The 15,610-nt window shown below is 68.4% G+C and carries 14 protein-coding genes and 3 tRNA genes; 11 read left to right on the plus strand and 6 right to left on the minus strand.

What is annotated here, in order from left to right:
- The first annotated feature begins 41 nt into the window (after positions 1–41).
- The 3 genes from ACUWEX_RS03645 (at position 42) to ACUWEX_RS03655 (ending at position 4,073) form a co-directional block, all read left to right on the plus strand.
- Entirely contained in the window at positions 42–1,400 is a 1,359-nt protein-coding gene (locus ACUWEX_RS03645) for a flavin monoamine oxidase family protein (RefSeq protein WP_445997144.1), read from the plus strand.
- Between the two features lie 212 nt (positions 1,401–1,612).
- Positions 1,613–2,488, plus strand: a complete 876-nt coding sequence (locus tag ACUWEX_RS03650) for a universal stress protein (RefSeq protein WP_445997145.1) — start codon at positions 1,613–1,615, stop codon at positions 2,486–2,488.
- A gap of 4 nt (positions 2,489–2,492) precedes the next feature.
- Positions 2,493–4,073, plus strand: coding sequence for an APC family permease (locus ACUWEX_RS03655; RefSeq protein ID WP_445997146.1), 1,581 nt, complete (start codon positions 2,493–2,495; stop codon positions 4,071–4,073).
- 72 nt (positions 4,074–4,145) lie between these two features.
- Here the strand turns inward: ACUWEX_RS03655 and ACUWEX_RS03660 are convergent, their stop codons facing one another.
- The 3 genes from ACUWEX_RS03660 to ACUWEX_RS03670 all read right to left on the minus strand — a co-directional run bounded on the left by ACUWEX_RS03660 (position 4,146) and on the right by ACUWEX_RS03670 (position 7,251).
- Complete coding sequence (locus ACUWEX_RS03660; RefSeq protein ID WP_445997147.1) at positions 4,146–5,567, minus strand: FtsX-like permease family protein; 1,422 nt, start codon at positions 5,565–5,567, stop codon at positions 4,146–4,148.
- Between the two features lie 101 nt (positions 5,568–5,668).
- Positions 5,669–6,157 carry a YajQ family cyclic di-GMP-binding protein gene (locus tag ACUWEX_RS03665; protein WP_079726905.1) on the minus strand — a complete coding sequence of 163 codons (489 nt, stop codon included), beginning with the start codon at positions 6,155–6,157 and terminating at the stop codon, positions 5,669–5,671.
- A gap of 47 nt (positions 6,158–6,204) precedes the next feature.
- The gene (locus ACUWEX_RS03670; RefSeq protein ID WP_079726906.1) at positions 6,205–7,251 is read right to left on the minus strand and encodes a LacI family DNA-binding transcriptional regulator; all 1,047 of its coding nucleotides are present in this window, start codon (positions 7,249–7,251) and stop codon (positions 6,205–6,207) included.
- Between the two features lie 129 nt (positions 7,252–7,380).
- Between ACUWEX_RS03670 and ACUWEX_RS03675 the strand changes: the two genes are divergently transcribed.
- Positions 7,381–7,465 (plus strand) — tRNA-Tyr (locus tag ACUWEX_RS03675).
- 77 nt (positions 7,466–7,542) lie between these two features.
- Here the strand turns inward: ACUWEX_RS03675 and ACUWEX_RS03680 are convergent.
- Entirely contained in the window at positions 7,543–7,917 is a 375-nt protein-coding gene (locus tag ACUWEX_RS03680; RefSeq protein WP_445997148.1) for a hypothetical protein, read from the minus strand.
- Between the two features lie 210 nt (positions 7,918–8,127).
- Between ACUWEX_RS03680 and ACUWEX_RS03685 the strand changes: the two genes are divergently transcribed.
- Positions 8,128–8,940 carry an inositol monophosphatase family protein gene (locus ACUWEX_RS03685; RefSeq protein ID WP_079726908.1) on the plus strand — a complete coding sequence of 271 codons (813 nt, stop codon included), beginning with the start codon at positions 8,128–8,130 and terminating at the stop codon, positions 8,938–8,940.
- A gap of 87 nt (positions 8,941–9,027) precedes the next feature.
- Here the strand turns inward: ACUWEX_RS03685 and rfbB are convergent, their stop codons facing one another.
- Both rfbB and ACUWEX_RS03695 read right to left on the minus strand, forming a co-directional pair.
- Positions 9,028–10,026 carry a dTDP-glucose 4,6-dehydratase gene (rfbB, locus tag ACUWEX_RS03690; RefSeq protein WP_445997149.1) on the minus strand — a complete coding sequence of 333 codons (999 nt, stop codon included), beginning with the start codon at positions 10,024–10,026 and terminating at the stop codon, positions 9,028–9,030.
- Between the two features lie 168 nt (positions 10,027–10,194).
- Positions 10,195–11,958, minus strand: coding sequence for a glycoside hydrolase family 13 protein (locus ACUWEX_RS03695; protein ID WP_445997150.1), 1,764 nt, complete (start codon positions 11,956–11,958; stop codon positions 10,195–10,197).
- Between the two features lie 320 nt (positions 11,959–12,278).
- Here ACUWEX_RS03695 and ACUWEX_RS03700 point away from each other — a divergent pair.
- The 6 genes from ACUWEX_RS03700 (at position 12,279) to ACUWEX_RS03725 (ending at position 15,610) form a co-directional block, all read left to right on the plus strand.
- Positions 12,279–12,350: transfer RNA gene (locus ACUWEX_RS03700), tRNA-Thr, on the plus strand.
- Between the two features lie 58 nt (positions 12,351–12,408).
- A tRNA-Met gene (locus ACUWEX_RS03705) sits at positions 12,409–12,482 on the plus strand.
- Positions 12,483–12,556: 74 nt separating this feature from the next.
- A complete protein-coding gene (locus ACUWEX_RS03710) occupies positions 12,557–13,339 on the plus strand; it encodes a sulfite exporter TauE/SafE family protein (RefSeq protein WP_445997151.1) in 783 nt (260 codons plus the stop codon).
- Between the two features lie 9 nt (positions 13,340–13,348).
- The gene (locus tag ACUWEX_RS03715; protein ID WP_445997152.1) at positions 13,349–13,795 is read left to right on the plus strand and encodes an FAS1-like dehydratase domain-containing protein; all 447 of its coding nucleotides are present in this window, start codon (positions 13,349–13,351) and stop codon (positions 13,793–13,795) included.
- Complete coding sequence (locus ACUWEX_RS03720) at positions 13,792–14,235, plus strand: MaoC family dehydratase (protein WP_445997153.1); 444 nt, start codon at positions 13,792–13,794, stop codon at positions 14,233–14,235. Before ACUWEX_RS03715 ends, ACUWEX_RS03720 begins: the two co-directional genes overlap by 4 nt.
- A 193-nt stretch (positions 14,236–14,428) precedes the next feature.
- Positions 14,429–15,610, plus strand: coding sequence for a UDP-N-acetylmuramate dehydrogenase (locus ACUWEX_RS03725; RefSeq protein ID WP_445997154.1), 1,182 nt, complete (start codon positions 14,429–14,431; stop codon positions 15,608–15,610).

Raw genomic sequence — 15,610 nt, forward strand, 5'->3', positions numbered from 1 at the left:
CCCGAACCGCGGCCCCGCCGCCCCCAGAAACGAGACAAGCTATGACCCACATCGAACGCGATGTCGTGATCGTCGGAGCCGGAGCATCCGGTCTGACCGCCGCCAATAAGCTGCGCGAAGCCGGGCTCAGCGTGGCCGTGCTCGAGGCGCGCGACCGCGTCGGCGGCCGGCTCTGGACCCGCGAGATCGACGGCGCCCTGCTCGAGATCGGCGGCCAGTGGGTCTCACCCGACCAGCACGCGCTCATCGAGACGGTCGAGGAGCTCGGCCTCGAGACCTACTCGCGCTACCGCGAGGGCGACAGCGTCTACATCGGCCCGAGCGGTGAATTGACGCACTTCACGGGCGAGATGTTCCCCGTGTCGGCCGAGACCGAGGCCGAGATGGAGCGCCTCATCACGCTCATCGACGGCATCGTCGCCGAGGTGGGCCCGCACCGCCCCTGGGAGCACCCGCGCGCAGCCGAGTGGGACCAGGTGACCTGGGCCGAGTGGCTCGAGCAGCAGACCGACGACGTCGAGGCGCGCGACAACATCGCGCTCTTCATCGCCGAGGCCATGCTCACCAAACCGTCCTACGCCTTCTCGGCTCTGCAGGCGTTCCTTATGGCGGCGTCGGCCGGCAGCTTCAGCAACCTCGTCGACGCCGACTTCATCCTCGACAAGCGCGTCGTCGGCGGCCTGCAGCGGGTGCCCATCGAGCTCGCCCGTCGCCTGGGCGACGACGTGTTCCTCGGCCAGCCGGTGCGCCGCATCGATTACACGGATGCCGGAGCCACCGTCACGGCCGACGGCATGACGGTCTCGGCGAAACACGTCATCGTGGCCGTTCCCCCGAACCTCTACTCGCGCATCGACTTCCAGCCGCCGCTGCCGCGTGTGCAGCAGCAGATGCACCAGCACCTGTCGCTCGGGCTCGTCATCAAGGTGCACGCGGTCTACGAGACCCCGTTCTGGCGCGAGGCCGGCCTGTCGGGCACGGCCTTCAGCCCCTACGAGATCGCCCACGAGGCCTACGACAACTCGAACTACGACGACCCGCGAGGAACCCTCGTCGCCTTCGTCTCGGACGTGAAGGCCGATCGCCTCTTCACCCTGAGCCCCGAGGACCGTCAGAAAGAGATCCTCACTTCTCTGTCGCACTACTACGGGCCCGAGACGTTGAACCCCGTCGTCTACTTCGAGAGCGACTGGGCCGTCGAGGAGTGGACGCGCGGCGCGTATGCCGCGAGCTACGACATGGGCGGCCTGCACCGCTACGGCGCCCACCAGCTCGAACCCGTCGGACCGATCCACTGGTCGTGCAGCGACATCGCCGCCGAGGGCTACCAGCACGTGGACGGCGCCATCCGCCGCGGTCGCGACACGGCCGCCGAGATCCTCGGGGCGCGCAGCCTCTAGGCAGTGCCCCGCACAGCGTGCGCGCCAGACCCGGGCGCGCACGCTGCCCGGCCGTACCCGCAGCATCCCGCGGGAAATGAGCCGAAATACAGATTTAACGTCACCCATCCCGTGACTCTGCTTCACTGGTCCCACCCGTCACCCGCACCATCAGACGCCCGGCAACGCCGCCGGTATCCGAACCACTCGCCCACCCGAAAGCCGAGGATCGTTTGCGTTACGTCATTGGTTACACCGACACACCGACCGGCAGGGATGCGCTCGCCCTCGGCATCCGCCTCGCCCGGTCCTACGGGGGCAGCCTGCACCTCGTCATCGTGCTGGGCAGCGAGTCGAAGCCCACGCTCACGCCCACCGACCCGGGCTACGAACGTTTTCTACAGGACACGGCCGCGGGATGGCTGGCCGAGGCCGAAGCATCCCTGCCCGACGATATCGAGCACGACTCGCACATCGTCTATGCCGACTCCTTCTCGGAGGGTCTGCTCGGCGCCTCGCGCGACCTGCTCGCCTCCATGATCGTCATCGGTGCCGCCCGCGGGGGACTGCTCGGCCGCTTCGCGCTCGGCACCGTGGCCAGCGACCTGCTGCACAGCGCCAAGGTGCCCGTCGCACTCGCGCCCGAGGGTGCCCGACGTGTGGGCACCGCGCCGCTCAGCCGCATCACGTGCGCCATCGGCACCCGCGCCGGCGCCGACGCCCTGCTCGACGGGGCCCTGCTCTTCGCGCGCCGCGGCGACTCGCCGCTCCGCCTGCTCTCGCTCGTCGCCATCGACCAGCCGGGCGGATCGGCCGACCGGGCCGCCGTCGAGCGGGCGAAGGAGCACGCCACCTCGGTGGTCGAACAGGCGCGCACCCACCTGCCCGACGACCTCGTGCCCGAGGCCGTCATCGCCACGGGCGACCGCATCGAAGACGCCGTCCAGTCGATCGACTGGGACCCCGCCGAGATCGTGTTCGTCGGCTCGAGCCGGCTCGCGCGCCCGCAACACCTCTTCCTCGGCTCGACCGCAGCGAAAATCCTGCGCGAGCTTCCCGTTCCGATGGTCGTCGTTCCCCGCGACTCCGTCCTCACTCTCGGAGAGTGACATTGTGACCACACAGAAGCCGGGCGCCGAGGCGTCTGCCGAAGCATCCTCGACCGCCTCGTCGGGCGGCATCTCGAAGAAGGGCCTGAGCGCCGGTTCGGTGGGCCTCATCGGCGCCATCGTCATCGGCATCTCGTGCATCGCGCCCGCCTACACGCTGACGGCGGCCCTCGGTCCCACGGTGTCGGAGGTCGGGGTGCAGGTGCCCGCCATCATCATCGTGGGCTTCATCCCCATGCTGCTCGTGGCGTTCGGCTATCGCGAGCTCAACCGCGCCATGCCCGACTCGGGCACGTCGTTCACGTGGGCGACGCGCGCGTTCGGCCCCTGGATCGGCTGGATGGCGGGCTGGGGCCTCATCGCCGCCACCATCCTCGTGCTCTCAAACCTGGCCGGCATCGCCGTGGACTTCTTCTATCTCATGCTGTCGCAGATCTTCAGCAACCCGTCGATCGCCGACCTGACGCTCAACCCGATCATCAACGTCGTCACGTGCCTGGCGTTCATGGCGGGCGCCACGATCATCTCCTATCGCGACATGCAGACCACCCAGAAGCTGCAATACGTGCTCGTGGGCTTCCAGCTCTTCGTGCTGCTGCTCTTCGGCGTGGCCGCCATCGTGCACATGTCCTCGGGCAACGCCTTCGACCTGACTCCCGTCAGCTGGGAGTGGTTCAACCCGTTCGAGGTCGCCTCCTTCGGCGCCTTCGCCGCGGGTCTCTCCCTGTCGATCTTCATCTTCTGGGGCTGGGATGTCACGCTCACCATGTCGGAAGAGACCAAGGGTTCGCGTTCCACGCCCGGCCGCGCCGCGACCCTCACGGTCGTCATCATCGTGATCCTCTACCTGTTCGTCTCGGTCACGTCGATCGGTTTCGCGGGTGTCGGCACGGGGGAGTACGGGCTCGGCAACGAAGAGATCCAGGGCAATGTGTTCTTCGCGCTGGCGGGGCCCATCCTCGGGCCGTTCGCCGTGCTCGTGTCGATCGCCGTGCTGTCGTCGTCGGCCGCGTCCCTGCAGTCGACGTTCGTCTCGCCCGCCCGCACGCTGCTCGCCATGGGCCACTACGGGGCCCTGCCCGCGCGCTTCGCCCAGGTGAGCCCGCGGTTCTTCACGCCCGGTTTCGCCACCATCGTCTCGGCGATCGCGGCATCGGCGTTCTACGCGGTCATGCGATTCATCAGTGAGGATGTCCTGTGGGACACCATCACGGCCCTCGGCATGATGATCTGCTTCTACTACGGCATCACGGCCTTCGCGAGCGTCTGGTACTTCCGCAAGCAGCTGTTCACGTCGGCGCACAACGTGTTCTTCCAGCTGCTGTTCCCGCTCATCGGCGGGCTCATCCTGACCGTGCTGTTCTTCACGACCGTGATCGACAGCATGAACCCCGAGTACGGCTCGGGCTCGAACATCGCGGGCGTCGGCCTGGTCTTCATCCTCGGCATGACCGTGTTGGGCCTCGGCGTCATCATCATGATCGTGCAGGCCGTGCGCAACCCGGGCTTCTTCCGCGGCGAGAGCCTGCGCCGAGGGGCCTCGGATGGCACCGAGGAAGAGGTGGATGCCGCGACCGCCGCTTAGGCGTCTCGCCGCCCGGTCGGTTCTCGGTCGTGCTGGGCGGTGCTGAGGCCGTCCGCACGGTTGTCGGCTGCCCTATGCCCGGCTGAACGCCTCGATAGGAGCATCCTTCAACACCGCGCGGGTGGGCGAGACGCTGGCCACCACGGTCAGCGCGAGCCCGGCCACGACGGCCCCGACGAGGAACAGCGGCGGCACGGTGGGGATGACGAGGCCGATGTCCCTGATCGACCCGAGGAGCGACTGCGTGCCGATCCATCCGAAGGCGAAGCCCAGGACGAGCCCGGTCACGGTGGCGGCGATGCTCAGCCGCGCGCTCTCGGAGACGATCGACCACGCGACACCGGCGCGCGTCTGGCCGAGCACCCGCATGAGCGCGATCTCGCGTGAGCGCAGTCGTGTGCTGAGGCTCACGGCGTTGGCCAGGCCGATCGCCGCAATGACGACCGTGAAGCTGATGAGGGCGAGCACGACCACGAGCACCATGCCGATGATCGAGTAGGCGTCGCCCTCGGATTCCGACCCGGCATAGGCGCGCGTGAGGGTGGCCTCGAACGAGGCCGAGGCGACGACGAACATGGTCACGACGGCCACGCTGATGGTCACGCCGAGGGCCGCGCGCGAGGTGCGCAGCGGGTGGCGTTGCAGGCTCTCGGCGGCCATCTTGGCACCGAACGTGCGCGGCAGCAGCAGGTCGACCAGCCGGAGCACGCGCGGGATGGTCCAGGATGCCGAGCCGATGAACCCGATCACGGTCACGGTGCCCGCCACAAGGCCGAGGAGCGAGGCGAGTGGTGTGATCACACCGAGCGCGGCCGTGCCTAGCAGCAGCACGATGCCGATGCCGAGCGTGACGAGCCCGGCCAGCGGTTTGCGCGAGCGTGCCTCGGATTCATCCGCGCCACCGATCGCGGCCACACCGAGCGCCTGGATGGGTTGCACGTCGATGACGCCGCGCGACCCGCGCCAGGCAGCCCACCAGGTGCACAGGACGATGAGCGCGAGCGGAACGGCGACGGCGGGCGTGAGAGAGTTGCCCGCGGCATCCGCGTCGAGCAGCAGCTCCTGGTTGCTGGCCGCGAAACGGATCGCGGCCACGCTGATGCCGACGCCGACGAGACCCCCGAGCACGGCACCCGCGACACCCGTGCCGAGGCCGTCGGCGGCGATGCGACGGCGTTCGGTGCGGGCCGCCGAGCCGAGCAGGCGGCGCAGGGCGATGTCCCGCACGCGGCTCGCGGTGACGATGCTGTAGGTGTTCGAGATGACGACCGTCGAGACGACGACCGAGATAACGAGGAACGCGAAGGCCAGAATGGCGAGCACGACGATGACGGATGGATTGTCACCGAACACGCTGGCCAGCACCCCGTTGGCGGCCGCCGTCGTGAGGGTGAGCAGCAGCACGGCGTAGCAGGCGCTGAGCGTCACCACCGTGAGGCTGACGAGGCGGCCGGGCTGACGCAGGGCGAAGACGAGAGAGCGAACTTTATTCACATCTCAACGCTAGGGATGCCGCATCCGCTCGTCGTCGGCCGACAGTGCCGGTCGCATCGGCCCCGAGGACCACGCGCGGCACCGTCGTCGGGAAATGTGGCCTAGCGGAAGTTGACGAACTGCAGGTCGATGTCGAGGTCGCTCGACTTCAGCATGGCAATCGTGTCTTGCAGGTCGTCGCGGCTCTTCGACTGCACGCGCAGCTCGTCGCCCTGGATCTGCGACTTGACGCCCTTGGGGGCCTCGTCACGGATGAGCTTGTTGATCTTCTTGGCGTTCTCCTGCGTGATGCCGTCTTTCAACGACGCCTCGATGCGGAACTCTTTGCCGCTCGCGAAGGGCTCGCCCGCGTCGAGGCTCTTGAGCGAGATGCCGCGCTTGATGAGCTTGGACTGGTAGACGTCGAGCACGGCCTTAACCCGCTCTTCGCTGTTGGCCTTCATGAGGATCTTCTCGCCGCTCGGGGCGATCGATGCGCCCGTGCCCTTGAAGTCGTAGCGCTGCTCGATCTCTTTGTGCGCCTGGTGGAGGGCGTTGTCGGCCTCCATCTTGTCGACCTTGCTGACCACGTCAAAAGAGGAATCTGCCATCCCCCCATCCTAGCGAAGGGATGGTGGCGCGCCACAGTCGAGATCGGCTACGCGGTCGAGGGCTTCGGGGCCGCCGTCGACGAGCGCACGACCAGTTCGAACGGCACGGGCACGCGTTCGGCGCTCGACAGGTCCGCGGCCGGCTGAGCTGAGCCCGGCGCGGGCTCGAGATGTTCCATGAGCAACTCGACGGCCCGCTCGCCCTGGCGCTTCGGAAACTGCGCCACGGTCGTCAGCCCGAAGAAGTCGGCCAGCTGGTGGTCGTCCACGCCCGAGACGCTCACGTCGCCCGGCACGTTGAGGCCCAGGTCGCGCGCGGCCAGGATGCTGCCGATGGCCATCTCGTCGGATGCCGCCACGATCGCGGTCGGTCGGTCCCGCGGTTGTCCGAGCAGCTGCTTGGCTGCGCGAAAACCGCCCTTCATGGTGAAGTCGGCCGCGCGGAACAGGGCCGGATCGGGGGTGATCCCGGCATCCCGCAGCGCCTGTTCGTAGCCCTTGCGGCGGTAGGTGGGCACCTTGAAGTCGCGGTCGAACGCGCTGTCGGCGCCGATGTGCGCGATGCGCGTGTGCCCGAGCGACAGGAGGTGCTCGGTGGACAGGCTCGTCATGGCGCTGTCGACGACCGTGAGGCTGGGCACGCCGGGCAGCACGCCGCCGACCGACACGAGTGGTTTGCCGAGCGAGTGCAGGCTCGACACCTCGTCGTCGCTCAACTCGAGGCTGACCGCGATGACCGCGTCGACGCGTCGGCGGAGCAGGAAGTGCTCGAAGACGCTGCGGCGATCGTCGCCGCCGCCGGTGAGGTTGTAGAGGGTGAGGTCGTAGCCCCGGCGGAGCAGGGCCGTCTCGGCGCCCTCGACGACCGAGGAGAAGTACCACTCCGACAGGAACGGCACCACGATGCCCACGTTGCGGGTGCGGCCGGACGCCAGGCTCGAGGCATTCGACGAGACGACGTAGTCGAGGTGTTCGGCCGAGGCGCTGACCTTTGCACGTGTGGCGTCGGATACGTAACCGCGGCCGCTGAGGGCCCGCGAGACCGTGGCGGTCGAGACGCCGGCATGCTTCGCAACGTCGTCGATGCCGACCATGAGCGCCCTTCGAACCGTCTGGATGTGAACACAGCTTATCGACCGGCCTCGATTTCTCTGAACGGCCATCTCAGGCTACTATTTTCAAGCGCCTTCGGTTGGCTGTTCAAGTTTGGTCGAGCGCGCTCTGGCGAGTTACCCAAGCGGCCAAAGGGATCTGACTGTAAATCAGACTGCTCAGCATTCGGGGGTTCGAATCCCTCACTCGCCACCATCTCCACACGCACCGAGCGGTCCCTGCATCCTACGGTCGCCATGTCCAGCTTCGAGCATTCGCCACGACGGCCATCGTCACGACGAGATCAACGCGTTGATGGCGGCACGCAACCGCACGCACTCGCCGCGCAGATAAGCCAGCTCGCGTTCGAGTTCTTCTGACGCGCCCGCATATCCCGTGCCGACGCCCTCGGCACCGAAGCCGGCAACCCCTCCAGCACTCGTGGCCCCGGATGCCGCGCCGTCACGCCCGGCCTCCCGCGCCGCCCGCTGGGCCTCGCGTTTCTCGCGCGTCTTCAGCCACGCCCGGAGCGACTGCTCGCCCACCCCGAGCGCCAGAGCCGTGGTGCGCACCACGGAGCGGTCGCCCGGGTCGCGTTCCCTCAGCTCGTCGACCATGGCGAGCGCCTCAGCCTTCAGCTCGACGGAGTATTTGCGTTCGAGAGCCATCGAATCCCCTTCTGCGTGTTCGCGTGCATGCGATCGGACGCGCCAACGGGTGGCGCGGGGCGGGGACGGCACCACGGTAACAGGTCGACACGCGGCCGAAACGGCATGGATGCGGGCAGGCCGAACAGGCCGCGATGATCACGGGGGTGTGCGCCGAAAAGTGGGGCCTGCGGCATCCACCGCGCAGGCGTGTCGCGATAGCGTGGAGGCATGACAGCTGCCGCCGAATTCGTCGCACTCGCCCAGGACATCGCCGCCGAGGCATCCGCCCTCGCCTTCAAGCGTCGACACGAGGGGGTCAGCGTCGCGGCGAGCAAATCGTCGCCCGAGGACATCGTGACGGCCGCCGATCGCGAGGTCGAGCAGCTCATCAAGGGCCGCCTGGCCGACGCGCGGCCGAACGACGGCTTCCTCGGCGAGGAGACCGGTGAGGCATCCAGCGCGTCGGGGATCACGTGGGTGGTCGACCCGATCGACGGCACCGTGAACTACCTCTACGGCATCCCGGCCTACGCCGTGTCGATCGCCGTGGTCGAGGGTGACGCCGATCCGGCCACCTGGGAGTCGATCGCGGGCGTCGTGGCCAACCCGGCCGCCGACGAGACGTTCGTGGCCACGCGCGGCGGGGGAGCGACCCTCAACGGGCGCTCGCTGAGCGTGAACCGCAACGTGCCACTCAACCTGGCGCTGACCGGCACGGGGTTCTCCTATGCGGCCGAGCGCCGCGTGGTGCAGGCCGGGGTCGTGCAGAACCTGCTCGCCGAGGTGCGCGACATCCGCCGCATCGGCTCGGCGGCGCTCGACCTGTGCAACGTCGCGGCCGGGCGCATTGATGCCTACTACGAGCGCGGGCTCAACCCGTGGGATCTGGGCGCGGGCGCCCTCATCGCCGAAGAGGCGGGCGCGACCGTTGCCGGCTTCGACGGCGCGCGATATGGGCGTGACCTCACCATCGCGGCGGCGCCCGAACTCTTCAAAGAACTCGAGATCGCGCTGAAGAGAGCCGGCCTCACGCTCGACTAGTCCCGACGCCTCAACGCCGAAACGGCGGGCCCGGCATCGAATGCCCAGCCCGCCGTTTCGCGGTTCGTCAGATGTGCAGCGGCGCTACTACTGCCCCTGCGCCTTGTAACGCGCCTCGGTGGCGTCCTTCTGCGGAGCCCACCAGGCCTCGTTGTCGCGGTACCACGCGATGGTGTCGGCGAGGCCCGACGCGAAGTCGGAGAACTGCGGCTGCCAGCCGAGCTCGGTGCGCAGGCGCGACGAGTCGATGGCGTAGCGCAGGTCGTGGCCCGGGCGGTCGATCACGTGGTCGTAGGCGTCGGCGGGCTGGCCCAGCTCGGTGAGGATGAGCTCGACGACCTCTTTGTTGTTCTTCTCGCCGTCGGCGCCGATGAGGTAGGTCTCGCCGATCTCGCCCTTGTCGAGGATGGTGAGCACGGCCGAGGAGTGGTCGTTGGCGTGGATCCAGTCGCGCACGTTCTCGCCCGAGCCGTAGAGCTTGGGGCGCTCGCCGCGCAGCACGTTGGTGATCTGGCGCGGGATGAACTTCTCGACGTGCTGGTAGGGCCCGTAGTTGTTGGAGCAGTTGCTGATGGTGGCCTTCACGCCGAAGGAGCGCACCCACGCGCGCACGAGCAGGTCGCTGCCGGCCTTGGTCGACGAGTAGGGGCTCGACGGGTTGTAGGGCGTCTTCTCGGTGAAGCGGTTGGGGTCGTCGAGCTCGAGGTCGCCGTAGACCTCGTCGGTCGAGATGTGGTGGAAGCGCTTGTCGTGCTTGCGCGCCGCCTCGAGCAGCGTGTACGTGCCGATGATGTTGGTGTCGAGGAACGGCCGCGGGTCGTTCAGTGAGTTGTCGTTGTGGCTCTCGGCCGCGTAGTGCACGACGGCGTCGGAGGCCTCGACGAGCTGGTCGACGAGGGGGGCATCTTGGATGTCGCCGACGACGAGTTCGAAGCGGTCTGCGGGCAGCCCCTCGAGCGACGCCGTGTTGCCGGCGTAGGTCATCTTGTCGAGCACCGTGACCGTGTGGTCGGTGTTGGCGAGCACATAGTGGACGAAGTTGGAACCGATGAATCCGGCACCGCCGGTTACGAGGAGTCTAGACACGCGGTCCAGTGTAGCGGGCGGTCGTGCGGGCACCCCTGAATGCCGGAATGCCCGGCCAGCCGCCCCGAAGGACGGTGGCCGGGCATTCGGCGGAGAGGAACGGGCGCCGGCCGAACGATGGTTCGGATGCTGCCCCGCTCCGGGCCGACAGCGGCTAGCGGCTAGGGGCTAGCGGGCGAGCCAGACCGTGGTGTCGGCGGGCAGGATGGCGCCCTCGATCGTTCCGGAGGCCAGCAACACCTCGGCGTCCAGCAGGTCGGCGGGCAGTTCGACGGCCGTTTCGCCGGCGTTCGCGATCACGGTCACGCCGTTGTTCGAGAAGGCCACGACGTCGTCGCCGAAACCGTCGATCCAGGTCACGCCGCCGAGTCCCAGCTGGTGGGCGCGGCGCAGCTGCAGCGCGAGGCGGTAGAGCTCGAGCGTCGAGCCCGGGGTGCCTTCCTGGCGATCGCGCGCGTAGTCGTCCCAGTCGTCCGGCTGCGGCAGCCACGAGGCGCCGGTCTCGTTGAAGCCGTAGGCGGGCGCTCCCGCCTGCCAGGGGATGGGCACGCGGCATCCGTCACGGCCGTAGCGCTCGCCGTTGGTGCGGAACCACGTGGGGTCTTGGCGGGCCTCGTCGGGGAGGTCGATGACCTCGGGCAGGCCCAGCTCTTCACCCTGGTAGATGTATGCGCCACCCGGCAACGCCAACATGAGGGCGGATGCGGCGCGCGCACGTCGCAGGCCCACCTCGCGCACGGGCTTGCCGGGGGTTTTCGGGCCGACGCCCGCGCCCTGCGGATTCTCGACGGTCAGCGCCAGGCGGGAGGCGTGGCGCACGACGTCGTGGTTCGACAGCACCCACGTGCTCGGGGCCCCGACGGCGCCGAACGCGGCCAGCGACTCGTCGATGACGACGCGCAGGGCCGGGGCGTTCCACGGCGTCTCGAGGTAGGGGAAGTTGAACGCCTGCTGCATCTCGTCGGGGCGCACCCACTTGGCCATCTTCGACAGCGGGTCGACCCAGGCCTCGGCGCACAGCACGCGCTCGCCCTCGTATTCGTCGAGCACCTTGTGCCAGTCGCGGTAGATCTCGTGCACGCCCTCCTGGCCCCAGTAGGGCGCGCTCGGCAGCTCGATCTGCTCGCCCGTCTCGGGGTCGATGCCGCCGGCGCCGCCCATGCTGCCGCCCTCGGCGGGCGGCGTGTAGTCGGGCAGGCCGTCTTCTTTGATCATGCCGTGGGCCACATCGACGCGGAATCCGTCGGCGCCGCGGTCGAGCCAGAAGCGCAGGATGCCGCGGAATCGCTCGCGCACCTCGTCGTTGGTCCAGTCGAAGTCGGGCTGGCTCTGGTCGAACAGGTGCAGGTACCACTGGCCGGGCGTGCCGTCGGGTTCGGTGACGCGGGTCCAGGCGGGGCCGCCGAACACGGACTCCCAGTTGTTGGGCGCTTCCGAACCGTCGGCACCCTTGCCGTCGCGGAACAGGTAGCGGGCGCGCTCAGGCGAACCGGGTGCCGCGGCGAGGGCCTGCTTGAACCATTCGTGCTCCGACGACGAGTGGTTCGGAACCAGGTCGACGATGATGCGGATGCTGCGGGCGTGCGCTTCGGCCACGAGGCGGTCGAAGTCATCCAGCGTGCCGAAGAGCGGGTCGACGTCGCAGTAGTCGGCAACGTCGTAGCCGGCGTCTTTCTGCGGCGATGTGAAGAACGGCGACAGCCAGATGGCGTCGACGCCCAGGTCGGTGAGGGAGTCGAGGCGTGAGGTGATGCCGGGCAGGTCGCCCATGCCGTCACCGTTCGCGTCGGCGAAGGAGCGCGGGTAGATCTGATAGATGACGGCGCTGCGCCACCATTCGTCGCCCGTGGTGGTGAGCGCCTGCTCGGGGGCGATGTCGGTGACGGAGCCTTCTCCGGGCAGTTCGGGAGTCGCGTCGCTCGTAATAGTCATGGCGGTACTTTACGGGAGTCGTGGTGTTCCTGGAAACGCTTGCCCTCAGAAATGCTGCACTGGTTTATGCCCGCGGCAGTTGACACCCGAAGTGCAGACGCGGGACATGTTCTCGCAGCGGCTGAGCCTGAAAGCGCTTGCAGTTCTTGGCGGTGAAACCGGCCCGAAGAGCCCTCATTCGAGACGAGCTCACGCCCTCGGGCGTCACCGAGTCCGCCGCTCCTCTTATAGAGTGGACACAGCGGGGAATGGTGGTTCGAACCGAGGGTTCGGAGATGCTATTCTCTACTGGTGCCAAATTGCGCAAGCAAAGCGGTCACGCCCCGATAGCTCAGTGGTAGAGCACTTCCATGGTAAGGAAGGGGTCGTCGGTTCAAACCCGACTCGGGGCTCGATAACTTTCTCGGTTCGCGCGGCTGTCACGCAGCAACGTGGCGGGGTGGGTTTCGCGGCAGGGTAGCTCAGCTGGTCAGAGCGCACGACTCATAATCGTGAGGTCGCGGGTTCAAGCCCCGCTCCTGCTACCGCTCGATTGAACGGCCCTCGATTTCGGGGGCCGTTTTGCATTCGCTCGCCATATTCCGGCAGGAGAAGTGTCATGAAGCGTTCGCCCCGCACCTACATCTGGCTCATCGTGACCGGGCTCGTCGCCGGCCTGCTGTCGGGGCTCTTCGGCGTGGGTGGCGGCATCCTCATCGTCCCCGCGCTCGTGTTCCTGCTCAAGTTCGACCAGCGTCTTGCCGCGGGCACCTCGCTCGGCGCCATCGTGCCCACGTCCATCGTGGGCGTCATCTCCTATGCGGCCAGCGGTTCGGTCGAATGGATGGCTGCGCTCTATCTCGCGCTCGGTGCGATCGTCGGCGCGCAGATCGGCTCGTGGCTCTTGCACAAGATCCCGAAGCTCGTGCTGCAGTGGGCGTTCATCGCGTTCCTGGTGGTCGTGATCGTGCAACTCTTCCTCGTGGTGCCGGCCCGGGATGCCGAGATCGACTACACCGTGTGGTCGTCGATCGGCCTCGTCGTGCTGGGCCTTGTGACCGGCATCCTCTCGGGCCTGCTCGGAATCGGCGGGGGAGTCGTCGTCGTTCCCCTGCTCATCGTGCTGTTCGGCGCGAGCGACCTGGCGGCCAAGGGCACGTCGCTCCTGATGATGATCCCCACCGGCATCTCGGGCAGCATCGGCAACCTGCGCCGCGGCAATATCGACCTGGTCGCGGCCGGCGTCGTCGGCCTGGCGACGTGCACGACCACGGCGCTGGGTGCACTCATCGCCGCCGTCATTCCGCCGTCCCTCGGCACGATCCTGTTCGCCGTGTTCCTGATCGCGGTCGGCATTCAGCTGACCGTGCGGGCCATCCGGTCGTCGCGGGCCGCCCGGTAGGCTGGGCGGGTGACTGTGAATCCCGACATCCAGGGGAAAGAGTTCCCCCCGACGGCCCCCTATCTCGTGGGCCGCGAGAAGGTGCGCGAGTTCGCGCGCGCCGTCTTCGCCACCAACCCCATCAACCTCGACCCCGAGGCCGCCCGCGCCGCCGGGCACGCCGACGTGGTGGCCCCGCCTACCTTCCCGGTGGTCGTGCAGGAGGCCACTCTGGCCCAGCTCCTCGCCGACGAGACGGCGGGCATCGACTTCAGCCGGGTCGTGCATGGTGAGCAGCGCTTCAGCTACACGCGGCCCATCGTCGCGGGCGACGAGCTCACGGCCACGCTGACGGTCACGAGCGTCAAGTCGCTCGGCGGCAACTCGATGGTCACGGCTTCATCCGACATCGTCGATGCCGGGGGCGCGCACGTCGTCACGGCCATCTCCACTCTCGTCGTCAGGGGAGACGCATGAGCACCACGATCGATTTCGCCACGCTGACCGTCGGAGACGTCGTCGCCGAGCGCGAGTTCGGCCTCACGCGCGATTCGCTCGTGCGCTACGCCGGCGCATCCGGCGACTTCAACCCGATCCACTACCGCGACGACATCGCCGCCTCCGTGGGTCTGCCTGGCGTCTTGGCGCACGGCATGCTCACCATGGGCTTCGCAGTGCAGCCCGTCGTCGACTGGGTGGGCGACCCTGCCGCCGTCGTCGACTACCAGGTGCGGTTCACGCGTCCCGTGGTCGTCGATCCCGAGGTCGGCGTCTCGGTCACGGTCGTGGCGAAGGTCGGGCAGCTCGATGCCGAGGCATCCGTGGCGCGCATCGACCTCACGGTGTCGGTCGACGGATCGACGGTGCTCGGCAAAGCCCAGGCCCGCGTCTCGTTCGCGCCCGCCCAGCACGTGTGATTTCAGCACGCTTGATACCCAGCACGTTTGATACCCGGAACGCGGAGGTGACCCGATGACGGATCGTCCGAGAGGCCGCCACGCGCGTCCGGACACACAGGTCGACGCCGCTTCGCCGCGCCCGGTCCATCCATCGACGGCATCGGCTGGTGTTTCAGGTGTCTCTGGTGCCTCAGGTGCCAATGGTGCCTCCGTGTCCCACGCGTCCGCGCCCGTCGCAGCTTCGGGCGGCGCCCGCGTCTCGCAGAAGCCGACCCCGATCGCGGCCTACACGACGTTCCGCGTCGGCGGCCCGGCCGCATCGACCGTCGTCGCCACGACGCGCGACCAGCTCGTCGACGCCGTGCGCAACACGTGGCGCGCGCACGACGAACCCCTCCTCATCGGCGGCGGCTCGAACTCGCTGGTCTCGGACGACGGTTTCGACGGCACCCTGATCCGCGTCGCGACATCCGGAATCGAGCGCGTCAGCGCCGACGTGCCCGAGGGCATCGTGCGGCTGCGCGTCGAAGCGGGCGAATCGTGGGACGGCCTCGTGGCGCACGCGGTCGAACAGGGCTGGGCGGGCATCGAAGCGCTGAGCGGCATCCCGGGGTCCTGTGGGGCCGCGCCCATCCAGAACATCGGAGCCTACGGGCAAGAGCTCGAATCGGTGCTCGTCGCCGTCGACCTGCTCGACCGCGGCACCCTCGAGGTCACGCGCGTCCCCGCCGCCGAACTCGGCCTCGGCTACCGCACGTCCACGCTCAAGCGGCACTCGGGCGACGAACCCGAGCGCGACGCCGTGGTGCTCGGCATCGAGATCGACCTGCGCGACAATGGCGGCCAGAGTGAGCCCATCGCCTACGCCCAGCTCGCCTTCTCGCTGGGCGTCGAGCTCGGCGAACGCCTGTCGGTCGCCCAGGTGCGCAAGACCGTGCTGGCCCTGCGTACCTCCAAGGGCATGGTGTGGGATGCCTCAGACCCCGACACCTGGAGCGCGGGCTCGTTCTTCACCAACCCCGTCGTCGCCGAGTCCTTCGCCCGCACGCTGCCCGAGCGAGCCCCGCGCTGGCCCGTCGATTCCGACGACGATGCGGTGACGGTCATCCCGCTCGACGAATTCACGGGCCAGATCCAGCGCCCGGCACCCCGGGAAGCGCAGGTGAAGCTCAGCGCCGCCTGGTTGATCGAGAACGCGGGCGTGCACCGCGGCTTCCAGCTGCCCGGATCGCACGCGGCCATCTCGAGCAAACACACGCTCGCCCTCACCAACCGTGGCGGCGCGAGCGCCGACGAGATCGCCGAGCTGGCCCGCTACGTGCAGTCGCGCGTGCAGTCCGAGTTCGGGGTCATCCTGCAGCCCGAACCCGTCTTGGTGGGCGTCGAGATCTAG

Source organism: Okibacterium fritillariae (assembly GCF_052783725.1).

Excerpts from the sequence above, each read along its gene's own strand:
- ACUWEX_RS03720 (WP_445997153.1), top strand. The coding sequence starts at position 13,792 with ATGAGCACCACGATCGATTTCGCCACGCTGACCGTCGGAGACGTCGTC.
- ACUWEX_RS03695 (WP_445997150.1), bottom strand. The coding sequence starts at position 11,958 with ATGACTATTACGAGCGACGCGACTCCCGAACTGCCCGGAGAAGGCTCC.
- ACUWEX_RS03710 (WP_445997151.1), top strand. The coding sequence starts at position 12,557 with ATGAAGCGTTCGCCCCGCACCTACATCTGGCTCATCGTGACCGGGCTC.
- ACUWEX_RS03670 (WP_079726906.1), bottom strand. The coding sequence starts at position 7,251 with ATGGTCGGCATCGACGACGTTGCGAAGCATGCCGGCGTCTCGACCGCC.
- ACUWEX_RS03665 (WP_079726905.1), bottom strand. The coding sequence starts at position 6,157 with ATGGCAGATTCCTCTTTTGACGTGGTCAGCAAGGTCGACAAGATGGAG.
- ACUWEX_RS03645 (WP_445997144.1), top strand. The coding sequence starts at position 42 with ATGACCCACATCGAACGCGATGTCGTGATCGTCGGAGCCGGAGCATCC.
- ACUWEX_RS03680 (WP_445997148.1), bottom strand. The coding sequence starts at position 7,917 with ATGGCTCTCGAACGCAAATACTCCGTCGAGCTGAAGGCTGAGGCGCTC.
- ACUWEX_RS03685 (WP_079726908.1), top strand. The coding sequence starts at position 8,128 with ATGACAGCTGCCGCCGAATTCGTCGCACTCGCCCAGGACATCGCCGCC.